Source organism: Bradyrhizobium sp. MI1.4, assembly GCF_055811315.1.
The window spans coordinates 40,141-59,286 of record NZ_JBVVPP010000013.1 but is presented as its reverse complement, the minus strand read 5'-3'; the positions used below and the strand labels follow the sequence as shown (position 1 = coordinate 59,286).

Genomic DNA, 19,146 nt, shown 5'->3' with positions numbered 1-19,146 from the left:
TCGGTTCCACCCCGCATTCGTCCGGTGTGGAGGTCGCCACTTCGTGATGCCCTACATATCCCTAAGCCGATAAGGTGGGGATAGGTTAATTCAACGAATACATGGCCTTCCTGCAAGTCTAGCATAGGGCCCACGTCTTGAGTTGAGGACGTGATGACATGACGACGCAAGCGAGCTGCATGGCAGGCTGAAGGAGCTAACGGATGGCGGAGAGTGTCGAGAAGCTCGAAGACGGAATCGTCCGTTCGGCCGAGCAGGTGTCGAGCCAGATTCGCGCGGCAAAGGATGCGATCGCGTCCGTCATCTTCGGCCAGGATCGCGTGATCGAGAACACGCTGGTCACCATCCTCTCCGGCGGCCATGCGCTGTTGATCGGTGTCCCCGGTCTGGCCAAGACCAAGCTGGTCGAGACGCTCGGCATCACGCTCGGCCTCGATGCCAAGCGCATCCAGTTCACGCCCGATCTGATGCCGTCGGACATTCTCGGCGCCGAAGTGCTGGACGAGAGCACCTCCGGCAAGCGTGCCTTCCGCTTCATCTCCGGCCCCGTGTTCGCGCAACTGCTGATGGCCGACGAGATCAACCGCGCCAGCCCGCGCACGCAGTCGGCGCTGCTGCAGGCGATGCAGGAGCAGCACATCACCGTTGCCGGCGCGCGTCACGATCTGCCGAAGCCGTTCCACGTGCTCGCCACGCAAAACCCGCTGGAGCAGGAAGGCACCTATCCGCTGCCTGAAGCCCAGCTCGACCGTTTCCTGATGGAGATCGACGTCGACTATCCCGACCGCGACGCCGAGCGCCGCATCCTGTTCGAGACCACCGGCGCCGACGAGACGCTGGCGAAGGGCTCGATGACACCTGATGCACTCATCACCGCGCAGCGACTGATCCGGCGCCTGCCGGTCGGCGATTCCGTGGTCGAGGCGATCCTGTCGCTGGTGCGCTCGGCCCGTCCGGGTCCGGACGGCGGCGACACCAGCAAGTTCATCGCCTGGGGACCGGGCCCGCGCGCCAGCCAATCGCTGATGCTCGCGGTGCGCGCTCGCGCGCTGATCGACGGCCGCCTCGCGCCCTCAATCGACGACGTGCTCGACCTCGCCGAGCCCGTGCTGAAGCACCGCATGGCGCTGACGTTCCAGGCGCGCGCCGAAGGCCGCACGATTCCGGACGTGATCCGGCAATTGAAGACACGGATCGGTTGATGGCGACGGAGAACGGGCACACAGCAAAGGAGGTCATCGCGATCCGACGTGCCGATGGCGAAAGCCGTACGCTCGCCGCTTCGCTGCCGCGCCTGGTGCTCGAGGCCCGCCGTATCGCCGCCAACGTCATCCACGGCCTGCACGGCCGCCGCCGCGCCGGGTCTGGCGAAAATTTCTGGCAATACCGCCGCTTCGTCTCCGGCGAACCGTCGCAGAATGTCGACTGGCGGCGCTCGGCGCGCGACGATCTCCTCTATGTCCGCGAGCTCGAATGGGAAGCCTCGCATACGGTCTGGATCTGGCCCGATCGTTCGCCCTCGATGGCGTTCGCGTCAAAGCAGGCGCGTGAATCCAAGCTCGAGCGGACGCTGATCGTCGCCTTCGCGCTGGCCGAGCTGCTGGTCTCCGGCGGTGAACGCGTCGGCATTCCCGGGCTGATGGCACCGACCGCGAGCCGCAGCGTCATCGACAAGATGGCGCAGGCGATGCTGCATGACGATGCCGACCGCTTGAGCCTGCCGCCCTCCTTCGTGCCCGCGGCGCTGGCCGAGACGATCGTGCTGTCGGACTTCTGGTCGCCGCTCTCCGAGATCAGGACCACGCTCGCCGGCCTGTCCGGCTCCGGCGCGCATGGCACGCTGGTGCAGGTCGTCGATCCCGCCGAGGAATCATTTCCCTATTCCGGCCGCGTCGAGTTCGTCGAGCCCGAGGGGTTCGGCGTGATCACCGCCGGCCGCGCCGAGAGCTGGGCGCAGGATTACACCGCGCGGCTCGCGCTGCACCGCGACCAGATCCGCGCCGAGACCAACAAGCTCGACTGGCTGTTCACGACGCATGCGACCGACCGCTCGGCCGCCGAGCTCTTGCTGTTCCTGCATGCCGGCATGCAGGTGAGCAAATCGGGCGCGCGCACCACAACGATCAAGGCGGGGCCGGCAGCATGATGGGACTGCCGCTCGCCTTCACCGAACCGCTGCTCCTGATCGGCCTCGTCAGCCTGCCGGTGCTGTGGTGGCTGTTGCGCGTGATGCCGCCGCGGCCGCGCCGGATCGAGTTTCCGCCGACGCGCCTGCTGTTCGACATCGCACCGCGCGAAGAGACCCCGTCGCGAACGCCGTGGTGGTTGACCGCATTGCGGCTGCTGGCTGCGGCACTGGTCATTTTCGCCGCCGCCGGTCCGATCTGGAATCCGCAAACAGGCGCGGCCGCCAGCAAGGCGCCGCTGATGATCATGTTCGACGACGGCTGGAGCGCGGCCTCGAACTGGGACATCCGGATCAGGGCCGCCGACGAATTGATCGCCAGTGCCGAGAACGACCGCCGTGCGATCGCGCTGGTGCCGCTGTCCGAGCCGAACCGCGATATCACCCTGATGCCGGCGGGCGCCGCGCGCGTCGCGCTGCGGCAGCTGACGCCAAAGCCGTATTCGATCGAGCGCGTCGAGACCCTGACCGCAATCGATCGCTTCCTGAAAGCAACCGGCGACTGCGAGATCGTCTGGCTCTCCGACAGCGTCGATACCGGTCGCGGCGAGGAATTCGTGGCGGGCCTCGGCAAGACCGTCGGCGATCGCAGCCTGACCGTGTTCGAAGGCGGCACCTCCGCGGCTCTGGCGCTGGTCGCGGCCGAGAACGCCGCCGCCAGGATGACGGTGAAGGTGCTGCGCACCGACGGCGGCATCGCCATCGGCACCGTGCGCGCGCTGGACCAGAAGGCCTCGCCGATCGGCGAAGCGCGTTATTCGTTCGGCCCGCAGGACAAGGAAACCGAAGCGTCGTTCGACCTGCCGGTCGAGCTGCGCAACGACATCACGCGGCTGGAAATTGCCGGTGAGCGCTCCGCCGGCGCAGTGCAGCTGCTCGACAAGCGCTGGCGCCGCCGCGCCATCGGCATCGTCTCGGGCTCGACCAGCGAGACCGCGCAGCCGCTGCTGGCGCCGACCTTCTATCTCACCCGTGCGCTGGCGCCGTTCGCCGACGTGCGGCTTGCCGACAAGGGCTCGCCGCAGCAGGGCATCACGCAGTTCCTCGATCAGAAGCTGCCGATGATCATCCTTGCCGATGTCGGCACCATCGCCCCTGAAATCCGCGAGCGTCTCAATGCGTGGATCGACCAGGGCGGCGTGCTGGTGCGGTTCGCCGGTCCGCGGCTGGCGCAGGCCGAGGACGATCTCGTCCCGGTCAAGCTGCGCAAGGGCGGCCGGACGCTCGGCGGCAGCCTGACCTGGGAAAAGCCGCAACATCTTGCCTCCTTTGCCGCCGATGGTCCGTTTGCCGGCGTCGTGGTCCCCAAGGACGTCACCATAAGCCGCCAGGTGCTGGCCGAGCCCGACGCCGTGCTCGCCACCAAAAGCTGGGCGTCGCTGGAAGACGGCACGCCGCTGGTAACAGGCGAGCATCGCGGCAAGGGCGTCGTCAGCCTGTTCCACGTCAGCGCCGACATGCGCTGGTCGGATCTGCCGATGTCGGGCACCTTCGTCGAAATCCTGCGGCGTGTCGTCGACATGTCCGGCTATACCGCGAAGCCGGGTCCAGGCGTTGCCACCGAGGCGACCGCCGAAACGGTGGCGCCGTTGCACATCCTCGATGGCTTTGGCGCGTTCGGTCCGCCGCCGGCTGCCGCAAAGCCGCTGCCCGCGGATTATCGCGACCGCGCCACACCCGATCATCCGCCGGGCTTCTATGGTCCGGCAGAAGGACCGCTCGCCGTGAACACGCTTGCCAGCGCCGACCGTATCGCAGCCCTGAACACCACGAGCCTGCGCGCCCGGCATGCCACCTACACCAACGCCGAGCCGCAGGACTTGCGCGGTTGGCTGCTATCGACGGCGCTCGCGCTGTTCCTGATCGACGCCATCATCGTCGCGGTACTCGGCGGCGGCCTTGCCGCGCTGGTGCGCCGCCGCGCCGCGCCCGCGATGATCGTCTTTGGGCTGGTGCTCGCAGGTCTCGCCTCGTTCGTGCCGACGCCGTCGCATGCGGACAGCGCGTCCGACGAGTTCGCGATGAAGGCGGTGTCGCAGACCCGCCTCGCTTATGTCGTGACCGGCAATGCCGACGTCGATTCCATCGTCAGGGCCGGGCTATCCGGACTGACGCTGTTCCTGGCGCAGCGCACCGCGCTTGAGGCCGGCGATCCCGTCGGCATCGACCCGGCGCGCGACGAACTCGCTTTCTTCCCGCTGATCTACTGGCCGATCGTGCCGGGCGCGCCCAAGCCGTCGCGGGACGCCATCAACAAGATCGACGCCTATATGAAGCAGGGCGGCACCGTGCTGTTCGACACCCGCGACGCGGTCGAAGCGCCACCCGGCGCGAACGGCGCCGCGCAGACCCCGGCCATGCAGACGCTCCGCGAGATCCTGTCCTCGCTCGACGTGCCCGAGCTGGAGCCGGTGCCGCGGGAGCACGTGCTGACCAAGACCTTCTATCTGTTGCGCGACTTCCCCGGCCGCTTCAGCACCGGCCAGACCTGGGTCGAGACCTTGCCGCGCGAAGACGACGAGGACAGCGCGCAGCGGCCGGCACGCGGCGGCGACGGCGTCTCGCCGATCATCATCACCTCGAACGACCTGGCCGGCGCCTGGGCCGTGCGGCCCGACGGCCAGTCCATGCTGCCGGTGATCGGCGGCGACCCCCGCCAGCGCGAATTCGCCTACCGCGCCGGCGCCAACATCGTGATGTACACGCTGACGGGCAACTACAAGGCCGACCAGGTGCACGCACCGGCCCTGATCGAACGGCTGGGGCAGTAGGATCGATATGAATTACGGCATCGCATTCACGCCGCTTGTTCCCACGATCGTGCTGTGGCTCGCGCTGGCCGCGATCGTCGTCATCGCGCTCGTGCTGCTGCTGGCGCGGGCGCGCGGCGCTGCCGTGCGCGTGGCCGCGCTGGCGCTGTTCCTGCTGGCGCTCGCCAATCCCTCCTTTACCCGCGAGGACCGCGATCCCCTCACCTCGGTCGCCGCAATCGTCGTCGACAAGAGCCCGAGCCAGAATTTCGGCAACCGCAATCGCGAGGCTGCGACGGCGCAGGAAGCGCTGGTCGACAGCCTGAAGAAGATCAAGGGGCTCGAGGTCCGCGTCGTCGATGCCGGACAGGCTGACGGCGAGACCGACGGCACCAAGCTGTTCGGGGCGCTGGCCTCGGCCTTGTCGGACGTGCCGGTCGACCGCGTCGCCGGTGCGTTCCTGATCACCGACGGCCGCGTCCACGACATTCCGGCCAACGCCGCCGGGCTCGGCTTCCAGGCGCCGGTGCACGCGCTGATCACGGGGCAGAAGGACGAGCGCGACCGCCGTATTGCGGTCATCGCCGCGCCGCGCTTCGGCATCGTCGGGCAGCCCCAGACCATCACCTACCGCCTCGACGACCAGGGCGTCAGCGGCGAGCGCGCCAAGGTCACCGTCCGCAGGGACGGCGAGGTCATCAACGAGCGCACGCTTTCGAGCGGCCAGGCCGCAAGCGTCGACGTCGACATCAAGCATTCCGGGCCGAACATCGTCGAGATCGAGGCCTCGCCGCTCGAGCGGGAATTGACGCCGGTGAACAACCGCGCCGTCGTCGCCATCGACGGTGTGCGCGACAAGCTGCGCGTGCTGCTGGTCTCAGGCGAGCCGCATTCCGGCGAGCGCACCTGGCGCAATCTGCTCAAGTCCGATGCCAGCGTCGATCTCGTCCACTTCACCATTCTGCGGCCGCCGGAGAAGCAGGACGGCACACCGATCAATGAATTGTCGCTGATCGCGTTTCCGACCCGCGAGCTGTTCCAGCAGAAGATCAACGAATTCCAGCTGATCATCTTTGACCGCTATGCCCGCCAAGGCGTGCTGCCGATCGCCTATTTCGACAACATCGCACGCTACGTGCGTTCCGGCGGCGCGGTGCTGGTCTCGGCCGGCCCCGACTACGCGTCCAACACCAGCATCTGGCGCACGCCGCTGGATTCGGTGCTGCCGGCCGAACCGGTCGGGGTGACGGAAAAACCGTTCTACGCCCATCTGTCCGACGTCGGCAAACGCCATCCCGTCACGCGTGGCCTCGAGGGCTCCGCCTCCGAGCCGCCGCGCTGGAGCCGGTTCTTCCGCACCGTCGATACCCGCAATGCGGTCAACCCGCCGGTCATGACGGGCGTCGACGGCAAGCCGCTGCTGTTCCTGTCGCGTTTCGGCGAGGGCCGCGTCGCACTGCTGCTCTCCGACCACATCTGGCTGTGGGCGCGCGGCTATGAAGGTGGCGGCCCGCATCTCGATCTGTTGCGGCGGATGTCGCACTGGCTGATGAAGCAACCTGATCTGGACGAGGAAGCGTTGCGCCTGCAGGTGCAGGGCAAGAATCTCGTGGTGGTGCGCCAGACCATGGCGGACAGCGTCCAGCCGGTGAGTGTGACCTCGCCGTCGGGCGTGTCGCGCGACCTGACGCTTGCAGCGGGCGATCCCGGCGAATGGCGCGCCAGCCTGCCGGCGAGCGAGCTCGGCCTGTGGCAGGCCACCGACGGCACGCTGAAGGCGCTGATCAATGTCGGCCCGACCAATCCGAAGGAGTTTTCGGAAGTCACCTCCACCACCGAGACGTTGAAGCCGCTGACCCAGGCGACCGGCGGTGACGCCGTGCGCGTGGTCGACGGCGCCAGCGTCGAGCTGCCGCGCATCCTGCCGGTCCGCTCGGCGAGCGTCTTCCATGGCGACGGCTGGATGGGCGTGCGGATGCGCGACGCCAGCGTGGTGAAGGGCGTCGGCGTGCTGCCGATCTTCGCTGGCGTGATCGGGTTGCTGCTGCTGCTCGGAGCATTCGCCGCGACCTGGCTGCGCGAAGGGCGGTAGGCGGCTTACTCGCCTCCGTTCGCTTCCCCTTAGTCAGATAAAATCCCCATCCTCCCTTCTTCGCCGGAAGCTCCATAGCACCTTCGCCCCCGAACTCGGTCGAATGTAGCGAGTTGTGAAATCTGGGGCCGGTTCTTCCTCGGCGCTGGGCAGGCGCATCCCTGTCCAGGCATCGCTCCCCGCGGACAAGAGCAGTTCTCGACGGAGCCTTCGCAGCACCCAAACCGCGCGAGCGCTCAGTGAGAAGCGGAGTTACTCGACCATGACAGACCGACTTCAACCGATCAGTTCTGAAGCCGAACTATCGCTCGACCAGCGCACGTTCAGCTCGCCTCGTCAGACAACGCGCTACATCGAGTGCGGGCCGGCCGACGGACCGTTGATGATCTTCGTCCATGGCTGGCCGAGCATCAGTTTGATGTGGCGCGCGCAGATGGAAGCGTTTGCCGCCGACGGTTGGCACTGCGTCGCTCCCGATCTGCGCGGCTACGGCGGCTCTTCCACGCCCGCAGCCAACGACGCCTATACCATCGAGGAAATCGTGACGGACATGGCCGAACTCCATGATGACTTGGGCGGCAAGCCTGCGATCTGGGTTGGCCACGACTGGGGCTGTGTTGTGGTCGGTGAGTTGGTCGCGCATCAGCCAAAGCGCAGCCGCGGAGTCGTGCTGACCTCGCTGGCGTATCAACCCGACGGGCACGCCCTGCGCACAGTCGTCCCGCTGGTCGACCGGACGATTTATCCGGTCGACCAATATCCGGATGGCCAATGGGATTACTACCGTTACTACAACACGCACTTCGAGGCGGCAGTCGCCGACCTCGATGCAGACTTGGCAGCATCGCTGGCGTCGATCTTTCGGCCAGGCGACCCCGCCGGCATCGGCAAGGTTTCGCCGAATGCGATGGTCACGCGCAATGGAGGGCGCTTTGGCGCCGCGCACCGCGCTCCGCCGACTGAGCCCGATTCGGCTCTCTGGCCGCCGGCGGACTTCGACGTGCTGGTGCAGACGTTCAAGGCTCATGGCTTCCGCCCATCCTGCGCGTGGTACATGAACGACGACGCCAACATCGCCTATGCGCGCAAGGCACTCAATGGCGGCCGCCTGTCGCAGCCGGTGCTGTTCGTTAACGGCGACTTTGATCAGATCTGCAGCATCACCGGAAATCGCCAAGGTGACCCGATGCGCGCCACCTGCCCGGACCTGACCGTAACGAGCATGCCCGCAGGGCATTGGCTGCCGCTGGAGCGCAAGGCAGAACACATCGAGGCCATCCGCACCTGGCTCCGGAGCAAAAAGCTCTGATGCCACCTGCTCGCGCTGACACTGAGTCCAATCGCCGTCCGCGTAAGCCGTTTGACAGGTCCTCAGCCTAGGCTTTCAGTTGCCTGCACGACACGGCAAGGAGCCGGCCCGCTCGGGTCGGCTCGACAGCGGTTGACATCCGCTGACGGATTGCGCGATGTTACATTATAACATCGCGGGATCAGGGGATGATACCTCGCGATGTGGGGTGGCGTTTCCAGATGAAGTGGTTCCGGTCGAATATCAGGCACGGCGCCCGGCTCGCGATCTTCGCGATGCTGGTGCAGTTCGCGCTGACGTTCGGCCACAGCCATTGGTTCGCCCAGGCGGCTCCCCTCGCCCAGTCCTCGCTGCAGCAGACCGACGGCGCCCAAGCTCCCGCTTCGATCGACCGTTCCGCGGTCGAGAGGCAATCGCCATTGGCTCCCGACAGGGAGCAACCGGGCGAGGACAATTGCGCGATCTGCGCATTGGTCGCGATGGCGGGCACCGTCTTGTTCGCGGCGCCGCCTGTGTTGCTGCTGCCGCAGGCGATCGACCTGCTCTACCGCACCACCGACGCCGAATTCGTCCACCTGAAATCGGCCGGTACGGCATTCCAGCCCCGCGCCCCTCCCGCGTCCTGACTTCCACAACGCTTGATCACGCCCGGGCTCGCCGCTTTCAGGCGCATTCCCGGGAGCAGCTGAAGTCGAATTCCGTCGCGCAGCGACGGCAGGCCGCCTCCGATCAGCAGACGAACATGCGGACGGCGCCTGACTGGAATCAGGACCATGTCATTCAAATTGCGGCGCGCGCAGCGCCTTGGCGGAGCAAGCCTGCTCCTGCTCGGCGCCGCCACCTCGGCGCTGGCCGAGGATAAGTCATCGACCGAGATCCCCGCCGTCACCGTGACGGCTCCGAGCCCCATCGTGCGCAGGGCGGTGGTGCCGACCCGCAACCCCGGTCGTCCCACCCGAACCGCGCGGGCACGCAGCCACCAACGCGCTGCGGACGCCACGCCGGCAACCTCCACGCCGGCCGCACCTCAGCAGGGCGTGCTGCCCATCGTGACCAACCAGTTCGCGACGGTCACGGTGGTGCCGAACGAAGAGATCCGCCGCGAGGGCGGCGGCCAGCTCGGCGACCTTCTGTTCTCGAAACCCGGCATCACCGGATCGAGCTTCGCGCCCGGCGCCTCCAGCCGGCCGATCATCCGGGGACTCGACGTCAACCGCATCGGCATCGTCGAGAACGGCACCAATGCCGGCGGCGCCTCCGATCTCGGCGAGGATCACTTCGTTCCAATCGATCCGCTCGCGACCAACCAGGTCGAGGTGGTACGCGGGCCGGCTGCGCTGCGCTATGGCTCGACCTCGATCGGCGGCGTCGTCAGCGCCACCAACAACCGGATTCCCGACGCGCTGCCGACCTGCGCTCCGTCGTTCCAGACCTACGGCATGCCGACGAAGGCACCGCTCGCAGCGGCCGCGACTTCGCCTTGCGTCACCGCCGAGACGCGCAGCGCGTTCAGTTCGGTCGACCGCGGCGTCGAAAGCGGCGTGCTGCTCGACACGGGCGGCGGCAATTTTGCCTTCCATGCCGACGTCTACGGGCGCAACACCACCGACTACAGCATCCCGAGCTACCCGTACCTCGCCGACCAGACCCGGCCCGTCGCCAACGGACGCCAGCCCAACTCGGCGACGCGCTCAGACGGCGCCTCGATCGGCGGCTCCTACTTTTTCCAGGGCGGCTATATCGGCGCGGCGATCGCGCAGAACGACTCCCTGTACCACATCCCCGGCATCGACGGCGCCGACCACAACACGCGGATCGACGCCCATCAGACCAAGATCAACGTCAAGGGCGAGTACCATCCCGACGCTACGGCGATCGACGTCGTTCGCTTCTGGGCCGGCGCGACCGATTACCGGCACAACGAGATCGGGCTTGCCGATCCCGCCGATTCCAACACGGACGGCGTGCGGCAGACCTTCACCAACAAGGAGCAGGAGATCCGCACCGAGGTGCAGCTGATGCCGTTCAACGCGCGCTTCGCCGAGGTGACGACGGCGCTGGGCTTCCAGGTCGGCCATCAGGAATTGAGCGCGCCGAGCCCGGACAATCCGGGCACGCTGTTCAACGGCCTGTGGGACCCGAACAACAGCACGCGCGTTGCCGGTTACGCGTTCAACGAGTTCAAGTTCACGGACGCGACGCGGGCGCAGATCGCCGGCCGCATCGAGCATGTCGAGCTGCACGGGACGACGCCGGATTTTCCCGCGGACTTCCTGCCCGACGGCACGCCGCAGGCGGGCATCGGCCGTAATCCGTCCTTCACGCCGAAGAGCGGCAGCATCGGCCTGTTGCAGGACCTGCCAGGCGGCATGGTTGGCAGCATCACCGCGCAATATGTCGAGCGCGCGCCGAAGGCCGCCGAGCTGTTCTCGCGCGGCGCACATGATGCGACCGCGACCTTCGACATCGGCAACCCCAACCTCACCATCGAGACCGCGAAATCCGTTGAGGTCGGCCTGCGCAAGGCAACGGGGCCGTTCCGCTTCGAGGCGACGGTCTACTACACGCATTTCAACAACTTCATCTATCGCCGTCTCACCGGCGTGATGTGCGACGACGACTTTGCCTCGTGCGGCACGCCCGGCGCCGAGGTGAACCAGGCGGTCTATTCGCAGCGGGACGCGAACTTCCGCGGCGGCGAATTCCAGTCGCAGCTCGACGTCGGTGCATTCCAGGGCGGCATCTGGGGCATCGAGAACCAGTTCGACGTGGTCCGGGCCACCTTCACCGACGGCACCAATGTGCCGCGCATTCCGCCGGTGAGACTGGGCGGCGGCGTGTTCTGGCGCGACGACAACTGGCTGATGCGCGTTAATCTGTTGCACGCCTTCGCTCAGAACAACGTCGCGGTGATCGCGGAGACGCCGACGCCGGGCTACAATCTCTTGAAGGCCGAGGTGAGCTACAAGACCAAGCTCAACCCGAATGCATTCGGCGCGCGCGAGATGCTGCTCGGCCTCGTCGGCAACAATCTGTTGAACGAAAACATCCGCAACTCGGTGTCCTACACCAAGGACGAGGTGTTGATGCCCGGCATCGGGGTACGGGCGTTCGCGAACTTCAAGTTCTGAAAGCGCGATAGCTAGCCGGACTTCATCGTGCTGTGGCTGAGGCGGCCGCTTCGGGGGCCCCCTCTGATGCCTCCTGAAACAGCACGGCAAACAGCAGGGTCCACAATGTCAGGAGAGAAATAGGGATCGTGTAGTACGGCGTCGCGATCGGATAGGTGAAGAAGAAGGCGAGGTTGAGCGCCAGATTGGCGATCGTGAGCAGCGCGACGCGGCGAATGCCGTTCGCCTGCCGCAACAGCCAGATCGAGCCTGCGATTCCGATGACGATCAGCAAGGTCTGGAGCGGATCGGCCAGATAGTCCCGGACCACCGCGAACGAAAAATCCAGTGGCCTGACATCGGGATTGTTGCCGTAGGTCGATGCGAACGGACTGCCGGCGTTGACGGCGTAAGAGACGATGGTCGGGATCACGCCGGCCAGCAACGCGACGCCGAACACAAGCCCCTGCAAGAACCGGGACATCGTCCGCTTCGCAAGAAACGCGACGAGGAGAAAGAGACCATAGCCCGACGCCAGGAAAAGGTTGGCCAATCGAAAGTCGACGGTCAATCCGAGCAGGAAACCGATTGGCGCCAGCAGCCAGATATTCGGTTGAGATCGCGGGCCCGCCAGCCATCGCGCCGTGAGACATCCTACGAGCGCGCACACGACGACCGTCGGGGCCATCGAATAGCTCGCCTTGACCGGATTGACCATCAGGTAGATCGCAAGACAGCCGAACGTCCCGGCCATCAGGACCAACCTCATGCTGCGCGCGAGAGAAAGCGCAAACAGCGCAAAGCCCAGGACGACAATGGTCGCCAGCATGTACATGGGCGCGACCTGGTGCCCTGGCGGAAACAACGCCAACACGAGGCCGACGCCCGGCGGGTATTGAATGACGACCTTCCCCGTGGCCGGCATCAGATTGTGACATGGCGCCGCGGTCGTATCGTTCCAGTCGGGGTAGCCGATCTCCTTCAGCTTTGCTTTCTGATAGCCATCGTCGTCGCGGGTGAGGCTGGTGTCGAATCCCTCCACCAGCCCGAATCTCTGGAACAGATGCGCCTGCCGCAGGTAGCAGATGTCGTCATAGACGCCGCGCGCCTCGTTCCATCGCATCATGGTCCAGAAATGGCCGACCAGCACCGCGAGAAACAACACGACGAAGAAGGCTTTGCTGGTGTGGATCTTCTTCATCGGGATCATGCTGGGGCGGGAGGCGCTGCTTCAGCGGAATGCAAGATAGAGATTGGACGATAGCGGGCCGAGCGACAAACCGGTGTAGCCCACAGCCGCGGACATGGGGTTGGACGACTTGGCACTCGCAGACTCGGCAACCAGCGCGGCGAGCCCCAGCAGCCGTTTTCGCGTCATCAGGATCAGATTCTGCTCGTCGGTCCATTCCGACTTGCCGGCGATCATGCAGGCGATCCTGAAGGTGCCGTCCAGATAGTGCGCCAGCGGGATGGCCGTGTGGTGCTCGACCGGAAAGAACCTGTTGGGCACCGTGATGAAGACCCGCCGCGCGACGCGGCCAAGCTCCTCGACCAGGAGCACTTGGTTTTCATGGCTGCCGGCATGCTCGAGCACGGCATTGGACGTCGCGACGTCGAACGCATTGTCGTCAAACGGCAGCCGTGTATTCGGTTCAATCTGCACGTAACGGCAAAGCGGAAAAGCCGCCTTGAATCCGATACCTTCGCCGAGCCCGCAGGCCGTGATCTTGTGCTGATGCGGGTAGCTTCGCTCCAGCACGTTGGCGCCGTCGTTGATCACGTCGGACACGCCGACATCCAGGATCTCGTCCGCCGCGCACGGCTGCATCTGGGCGATGAAATCCTGGTAGATGCGGTCGCGCGCCGCGATCAGCAGCTTTTCCGCCGTGCTCCCGGACGCCACTTCCCGGTAATATTGCTGATCGACCGGCACTGCCCTACCTTCATGTGAGCTTCGAAGCGAGGGCGCGTCAGGTTCGCGTCTTGCTCCAGTCGGGACCGACCGGCCCCGATACGCCTTCGAACGCGCCCTCGACCAGCTCGATGACGAGGAGCCGGCTGTAATCGACCGGGCCCGGCATGGTGACGCGTCCCTTGGGGACTTGCTTGAAGCCGACGCGGCTGTAATAGGGTTCGTCGCCGACCAGCAGCACCAGGCGATGGCCCTGCGCCTTGGCATCCTTCAGCGCGCGCTCGAGCAGCAGCCGGCCGACGCCGCGGCTGCGGAACGGAGGCTCGACCGTCAGGGGCCCGAGCAGCAACGCCGGCGTGTCGCCGACGCAAATCGGCAATTGCCGGACGGATCCGACCAGCAACGTACCGACGCGGGCGGTGAAGGATAGATCGAGCACATGGTCCACGTGCTCGCGGATGCGGTACGCGCTGAGCACGAAGCGGCCCGGTCCGAAGGTGCGTTCGTGCAGCCGCTCGATCGCCTGAGCATCGCCGACGGCTTCCGACCGGATGGTGAGGGAAAGATCGTTCATCGCGTCGGCGGGATATCACCTTGGAGGGCAGCGGTCCATACGATTGCGCCCGGCCCCCGGGGCAATTTCAGCTCCGCCCGAGCGGTGGTTGGGACAGGTAGGCGAGCATCTTCATTTCCCGCCGCCCGCGCGTCACGGTGTCGAGCACGAGCCCCGACGAAGCCGAAAGCAGCGCCATGATCATCAGACCCATGGAAAGCACGGCGGTCGGCAGGCGCGGTACCAGGCCGGTTTCGAGGAAGGTGATCACCACGGGCAATCCGAAAGCGATCGACAGCAGCGCGAAGACGATGCCGATCGCCGAAAAGAAGCGCAGCGGCCGCTCCAACCGGTTGAGCTTCAGCATCGTGTTGAAGATGCGCAACCCATCCTGCCAGGTATTGAGCTTGGAGAAGGAGCCTTCCGGGCGCGCATAATAGGGCGTCCCGACCTCGGCGACCGGCAGCGACAATTCCAGCGCATAGACCGAGAACTCGGTCTCGATCTCGAAACCGCCGGACAGGACGGGAAAGGATTTGACGAAGCGGCGGGAGAACACGCGGTAACCGGACAAGATGTCCTTGAAGGTGTGGCCGAAAGTCGATGCCAGGAAACCGGTGAACAGCCGATTGCCGATGCGATGACCGCGCCGGTAGGCCGCTTGCGATTGATCGACACGCAGGCCGACAACCATATCCAGATGCTCGTCGAGGAGCTGGTCGATCATGCGCGACGCGCTCGGCGCGTCGTAGGTCGCATCGCCATCGACGAGCACGTAGATGTCGGCTTCGATGTCTGCGAACATGCGGCGAACGACGTGGCCTTTGCCCTGGCGCCGTTCGCTGCGCACGATCGCTCCCGCCTCGCGCGCGACCGCCGCGGTACGGTCGGTCGAATTGTTGTCGTACACGTAGACCTCGGCCGCAGGCAGGGCCTTGCGGAAATCGGCGACGACCGTCGCGACGGCGGCTTCCTCATTGTAGCAGGGCACCAGCACGGCGACCCGAAATGGCCATAACGTCGTCGATTCAGACAATCTTCATCCCTCGTCCATGCGCCGACACCGCAGGCGCGGCGATCTACTAGCACGGGCAGCCATCATCGCCACGTCGCAATCCGCGGCCTGTCGTGCAGGACTTCGGCGATCCGCAACCGCGTGCCCGGCGTGGTCCCCTCGGGCAGCGCAGTGACCGCGAAGAATCCGCACTCCGCGATCTCGCGGTTGGGCGCGGGCAGGCGATCCTGCTTGAACTGCCTGACGACGTAGACCGCGACATGGTCGCGGCGGGAGACGTGGCTGTTGAGGAAGATGCCGTGCAGCACGGCGTCGCCGGTGAGATCGATATCCCCCTCCTCCTTGAGCTCGCGGCGCATCGCGTGCTCCATGGTCTCGCCGAGATCGACGCCGCCGCCGGGCAGATACCAGCCCGTGACGTAGCTGTGCCTGACCAGGAACACCCTGGTGTCGGCATCCACCACCACGGCGCGGACGCCGAGCGTCATCCCGCGGACCAGCAGGAAATAGGCGTGGAAGATTCGCCGCAGCAGCGGCTCGAATTTCCGTCGGACGCTGTTCAGACGTTCCCCCATCGGGCTCCCTTGATGCCCCGCTTGCACCTAGCCTGCGACCTTGCCATTACAGCGGACGAATAGCGAGGCAATCGCCCCCCATGGCTCCCTTCACGCTCGCCCATCTGTCCGACCCGCATCTGCCGCCGCCGCCGAAGCCGCGGCTGATCGAGCTCGCCGGCAAGCGCGCGTTCGGCTATGTCAACTGGACGCGCAACCGTCACAAATACCAGCGCCGCGAGGTGCTCGACGCCCTTGTCGCCGACGTGAAGGCGCAAGGTCCCGACCACATCGCGGTCACAGGCGATCTCGTCAATCTGGCGCTGGAGGCGGAGTTCGCGCCGGCGCGCGCCTGGCTCGACGGCGTCGGTCCGCCCGACCGCGTCACCACGATTCCCGGCAATCACGACGCTTATGTCCGCGCTACCTTTCATCGCTTCGGCGAAACCTTCGCGCCCTATCTTGCGGGCGACGATGGCCGTATCGGCTTTCCGAGCCTGCGCCGGCGCGGGCCGCTCGCACTGATCAGCCTGTCCACGGCGGTGCCCACCTTGCCGTTGATGGCGACAGGCGCGCTCGGACGCGAACAGCTCGCGGCGCTCGAAGAGGTGCTCGAGCGGCTCGCAACCGAGGACGTCTTTCGCGTGCTGCTGGTGCATCATCCCCTGAAGTCCGGCGCGCGCCACAAGCGCATGACTGACTCCGCCGGGCTGCTGACGCTTTTGAAACGCCACGGCGTCGAGTTGATCCTGCATGGACACGACCACATTCATTCGACGATGTGGTTCGAGGGACCCAACGGCAATATTCCGGCCCTCGGCGTGCCGTCGGCCTCCGCGCTCGCGCACGGCCGCACCCCGGCTGCGGCCTACAATCTGTTCACGATCGAGAAGGACAACGCCGGCTGGCGTTGCGAGCAGACGGTGCGGAGCCTGGGGGCTGGACTTCAGATCGGACAGATCAAGCATGTGAGATTGATTTGAGGCCGCCCGTCATTGCTCGCAATGACGACGGCGAACGTCTCACCAGCTCCGCAGGGCCGCGAGCACGGCAACACCGAACAGCGCGGCGGCGCCGAGCACAAATCCGAACACGAACGGCCAGACGCGCGAGCGGCGCCGCGGCGGCGCTAGCTCGGGCTTCGGCTCGGGCGGGACCACCATCGCATGCTCGCGTTCGATCATGCGGCGGGCGACATAATCAGTCACGGCCTCGACGATGACAGCGGTGTCGTGCGATTCGGCGAGCACGATGCGGCCGAAGCGGGTGTCCTGCACGAAGCGGTACATTCGCTTGTCACGCCCCATCAAGATATGCGCGACGACGTCGATCCAGAGCCTGGGCGTGTCGCCCTGGCTGATGCCACGGTCGAACAGGTCGATCTGATCGGGCACCTGCGCGAACAGGGGATCGAGCGAATCGTTGAGGATCTCGAGCCGCGCCACCTCGGCATCGCGCAAATCGACGACGACGCCGGTCCGGTCGGCGGCCTCGATCCGCGCGCGCAACAGCGCATCGCGCAGCCGCACCGGGCGCGGCTGGCTGGGATGGATCCCGCTGGTCTCGGGCTCTGACATTGGCGGCCTCGTCCTCACTTGGCGGGATTAACCTATCAGCAACCAAAGTGTCCGCAAAGGGCCTACAATTCCAGTGACTTACGACGCCCACAAATCTTTCACCTGTGCCAAAAACAGACGGTCCCACCCGGCTTGCGCCGGATGGGACCCTCCGTCCTTGGACGTCTTCTTATTCAGATTGGCATGCAAGTTCAGATTGTCACGCCGAGACCCGCGACGGCTCTTCCACGATCGAGAAGCGGACGCCCGCCTTGTGGCGGTTCTCTTCCGAGACCGAGCGCCAGGCGTCCTCGGCCTCCTTGCGGGTCTTGAACGGACCCTGCACCTGGGCCGAACCTTCCACGAGCTTGTGGAAGTTCATCGAACCGAACTCGCCGCCGATCACCCAGAAATTGCTGTTGGTCATTGTCAGTCTCCTGTCGATTAGCGTGATGCGTTAGCCGAACTGGTTCATCGTGTTGTGGGCACCGCCCGCCTTCAGGGCAGCCTCGCCGGCGAAGTATTCCTTGTGGTCGTCGCCGATGTCGGAGCCGGCCATGTTCTGATGCTTGGCGCAGGCGATACCCTGACGGATCTCGGCGCGCTGGACGTTCTTGACATAGCCGAGCATGCCCTGGTCGCCGAAATATTCCTTCGCCAGATTGTCCGTCGATAGCGCCGCCGTGTGATAGGTCGGCAACGTGATCAGGTGGTGGAAGATGCCGGCACGCTTGGCCGAATCCGCCTGGAAGGTACGGATGCGCTCGTCGGCTTCCTTCCCCAGCGGCGTATCGTCGTATTCCGGCTTCATCAGCTCGGCACGATTGTACTTGCTGACGTCCTTCCCGGCTTCCTTCATGGCGTCGTAGACCTGCCAACGGAAGTTGAGGGTCCAGTTGAACGAGGGCGAGTTGTTGTAGGCCAGCTTCGCGTTCGGAACCACCTTGCGGATCCGGTCGACCATCTTGGCGATCTGCTCGATATGCGGCTTCTCGGTTTCGATCCAGAGCAGGTCGGCGCCGTTCTGCAGCGAGGTGATGCAATCCAGCACGCAGCGGTCTTCGCCGGTGCCCGGGCGGAACTGATAGAGATTGGAGGGCAGGCGCTTCGGACGCATCATCTTGCCGTTACGGTTGATGATGACGTCGCCGTTGCGGGCGTTCTCCGCGGTCACTTCCTCGCAATCCAGGAAGCTGTTGTACTGGTCGCCGAGGTCGCCGGGCTTGTGGCTGACCGCGATCTGCTGGGTCAGGCCGGCACCGAGCGAGTCGGTGCGGGTCACGACGATGCCGTCTTCAACGCCGAGTTCGAGGAAGGCGTGACGGCAGGCCCGGATCTTGGCCAGGAACACCTCGTGCGGCACGGTGACCTTGCCGTCCTGGTGGCCGCACTGCTTTTCGTCCGAGACCTGGTTCTCGATCTGGAGCGCGCAGGCACCCGCCTCGATCATCTTCTTGGCGAGCAGATAGGTGGCCTCCGCATTGCCGAAGCCGGCGTCGATGTCGGCGATGACGGGCACGACATGGGTCTGGAAGTTATCGATCTTCTCGATCAGCTCCTTCTCTCTGGTCTTGTCGCCTTCCTTGCGGGCCTTATCGAGGTTGCGGAAGATATCGTTCAGCTCGCGCGAATCGGCCTGACGCAGGAAGGTGTAGAGCTCTTCGATCAGCGCCGGCACCGAGGTCTTCTCGTGCATCGACTGGTCCGGCAGCGGGCCGAACTCGGAGCGCAGCGCCGCGATCATCCAGCCGGACAGGTACAGATAGGTGCGATCGGTCTTGCCAAAGTGCTTCTTGACCGAGATCAGCTTCTGCTGGGCGATGAAGCCGTGCCAGCAGCCCAACGACTGCGTGTACTTGGTGGGGTCGCCGTCGTAGGCGGCCATGTCGGCCCGCATCAGCGCCGCGGTGTAGCGAGCGACGTCGAGGCCGGTCTTGAAGCGATTCTGCAGGCGCATGCGGGCGACGGCCTCGGCCGACACCCCGTTCCAGGTCGGCTGGGTCTCAAGGAGCGACCGGGCCGCCTCGACCTCACTCTGATACGAGGCAGGGGCCTGGAAGGTGCTGATGCCGCGGGGCTGGTAATTCATGTGCCTGATCCTTTCACGACG

16 protein-coding genes are annotated in these 19,146 nt (G+C 65.7%); 8 read left to right on the top strand and 8 right to left on the bottom strand.

Annotated features, from left to right (window positions below; genetic code table 11):
* Positions 1-203 precede the first annotated feature (203 nt).
* The 7 genes from AC0L23_RS17245 (at position 204) to AC0L23_RS17215 (ending at position 11,467) form a co-directional block, all read left to right on the top strand.
* Positions 204-1,202, top strand: coding sequence for an AAA family ATPase (locus tag AC0L23_RS17245; RefSeq protein WP_018454954.1), 999 nt, complete (start codon positions 204-206; stop codon positions 1,200-1,202).
* Positions 1,202-2,146: a DUF58 domain-containing protein gene (locus AC0L23_RS17240; protein WP_085361320.1), complete on the top strand. Its 945-nt coding sequence runs from the start codon at positions 1,202-1,204 to the stop codon at positions 2,144-2,146. Before AC0L23_RS17245 ends, AC0L23_RS17240 begins: the two co-directional genes overlap by 1 nt.
* Positions 2,143-4,956 carry a DUF4159 domain-containing protein gene (locus AC0L23_RS17235; RefSeq protein WP_085361319.1) on the top strand — a complete coding sequence of 938 codons (2,814 nt, stop codon included), beginning with the start codon at positions 2,143-2,145 and terminating at the stop codon, positions 4,954-4,956. The genes AC0L23_RS17240 and AC0L23_RS17235 overlap by 4 nt, the downstream gene beginning before the upstream one ends.
* A gap of 7 nt (positions 4,957-4,963) precedes the next feature.
* The gene (locus AC0L23_RS17230) at positions 4,964-7,027 is read left to right on the top strand and encodes a hypothetical protein (RefSeq protein WP_085361318.1); all 2,064 of its coding nucleotides are present in this window, start codon (positions 4,964-4,966) and stop codon (positions 7,025-7,027) included.
* A gap of 262 nt (positions 7,028-7,289) precedes the next feature.
* Complete coding sequence (locus AC0L23_RS17225; protein ID WP_085352652.1) at positions 7,290-8,336, top strand: alpha/beta fold hydrolase; 1,047 nt, start codon at positions 7,290-7,292, stop codon at positions 8,334-8,336.
* A 221-nt stretch (positions 8,337-8,557) separates the two neighbouring features.
* The gene (locus AC0L23_RS17220) at positions 8,558-8,962 is read left to right on the top strand and encodes a DUF2946 family protein (protein WP_018454959.1); all 405 of its coding nucleotides are present in this window, start codon (positions 8,558-8,560) and stop codon (positions 8,960-8,962) included.
* A 147-nt stretch (positions 8,963-9,109) separates the two neighbouring features.
* A complete protein-coding gene (locus tag AC0L23_RS17215) occupies positions 9,110-11,467 on the top strand; it encodes a TonB-dependent receptor (RefSeq protein ID WP_085352653.1) in 2,358 nt (785 codons plus the stop codon).
* Positions 11,468-11,489: 22 nt separating this feature from the next.
* On the opposite strand, the gene AC0L23_RS17210 is transcribed toward AC0L23_RS17215, so the two are convergent.
* From AC0L23_RS17210 to AC0L23_RS17190, 5 genes are all read right to left on the bottom strand, one after another.
* A complete protein-coding gene (locus tag AC0L23_RS17210; RefSeq protein ID WP_240543335.1) occupies positions 11,490-12,647 on the bottom strand; it encodes a hypothetical protein in 1,158 nt (385 codons plus the stop codon).
* A gap of 30 nt (positions 12,648-12,677) precedes the next feature.
* The gene (locus tag AC0L23_RS17205) at positions 12,678-13,379 is read right to left on the bottom strand and encodes a methyltransferase domain-containing protein (protein WP_085361317.1); all 702 of its coding nucleotides are present in this window, start codon (positions 13,377-13,379) and stop codon (positions 12,678-12,680) included.
* 37 nt (positions 13,380-13,416) lie between these two features.
* Positions 13,417-13,932 (bottom strand): GNAT family N-acetyltransferase, encoded by a 516-nt coding sequence (locus AC0L23_RS17200; protein WP_018454963.1) that lies wholly within the window; start codon positions 13,930-13,932, stop codon positions 13,417-13,419.
* Positions 13,933-13,999: 67 nt separating this feature from the next.
* Complete coding sequence (locus tag AC0L23_RS17195; protein ID WP_085361316.1) at positions 14,000-14,947, bottom strand: glycosyltransferase family 2 protein; 948 nt, start codon at positions 14,945-14,947, stop codon at positions 14,000-14,002.
* Between the two features lie 62 nt (positions 14,948-15,009).
* Positions 15,010-15,501, bottom strand: coding sequence for an NUDIX domain-containing protein (locus AC0L23_RS17190; RefSeq protein WP_085352656.1), 492 nt, complete (start codon positions 15,499-15,501; stop codon positions 15,010-15,012).
* Between the two features lie 80 nt (positions 15,502-15,581).
* Here AC0L23_RS17190 and AC0L23_RS17185 point away from each other — a divergent pair, with 80 nt between their 5' ends.
* Entirely contained in the window at positions 15,582-16,463 is an 882-nt protein-coding gene (locus AC0L23_RS17185) for a metallophosphoesterase family protein (RefSeq protein WP_085361315.1), read from the top strand.
* 39 nt (positions 16,464-16,502) lie between these two features.
* Here the strand turns inward: AC0L23_RS17185 and AC0L23_RS17180 are convergent, their stop codons facing one another.
* The 3 genes from AC0L23_RS17180 to AC0L23_RS17170 all read right to left on the bottom strand — a co-directional run bounded on the left by AC0L23_RS17180 (position 16,503) and on the right by AC0L23_RS17170 (position 19,125).
* The gene (locus AC0L23_RS17180) at positions 16,503-17,057 is read right to left on the bottom strand and encodes a hypothetical protein (RefSeq protein WP_018454967.1); all 555 of its coding nucleotides are present in this window, start codon (positions 17,055-17,057) and stop codon (positions 16,503-16,505) included.
* Between the two features lie 199 nt (positions 17,058-17,256).
* Positions 17,257-17,463 (bottom strand): DUF4170 domain-containing protein, encoded by a 207-nt coding sequence (locus AC0L23_RS17175; protein WP_007595122.1) that lies wholly within the window; start codon positions 17,461-17,463, stop codon positions 17,257-17,259.
* Positions 17,464-17,493: 30 nt separating this feature from the next.
* Positions 17,494-19,125 carry an isocitrate lyase gene (locus AC0L23_RS17170; RefSeq protein ID WP_018454968.1) on the bottom strand — a complete coding sequence of 544 codons (1,632 nt, stop codon included), beginning with the start codon at positions 19,123-19,125 and terminating at the stop codon, positions 17,494-17,496.
* Positions 19,126-19,146: the final 21 nt, after the last annotated feature.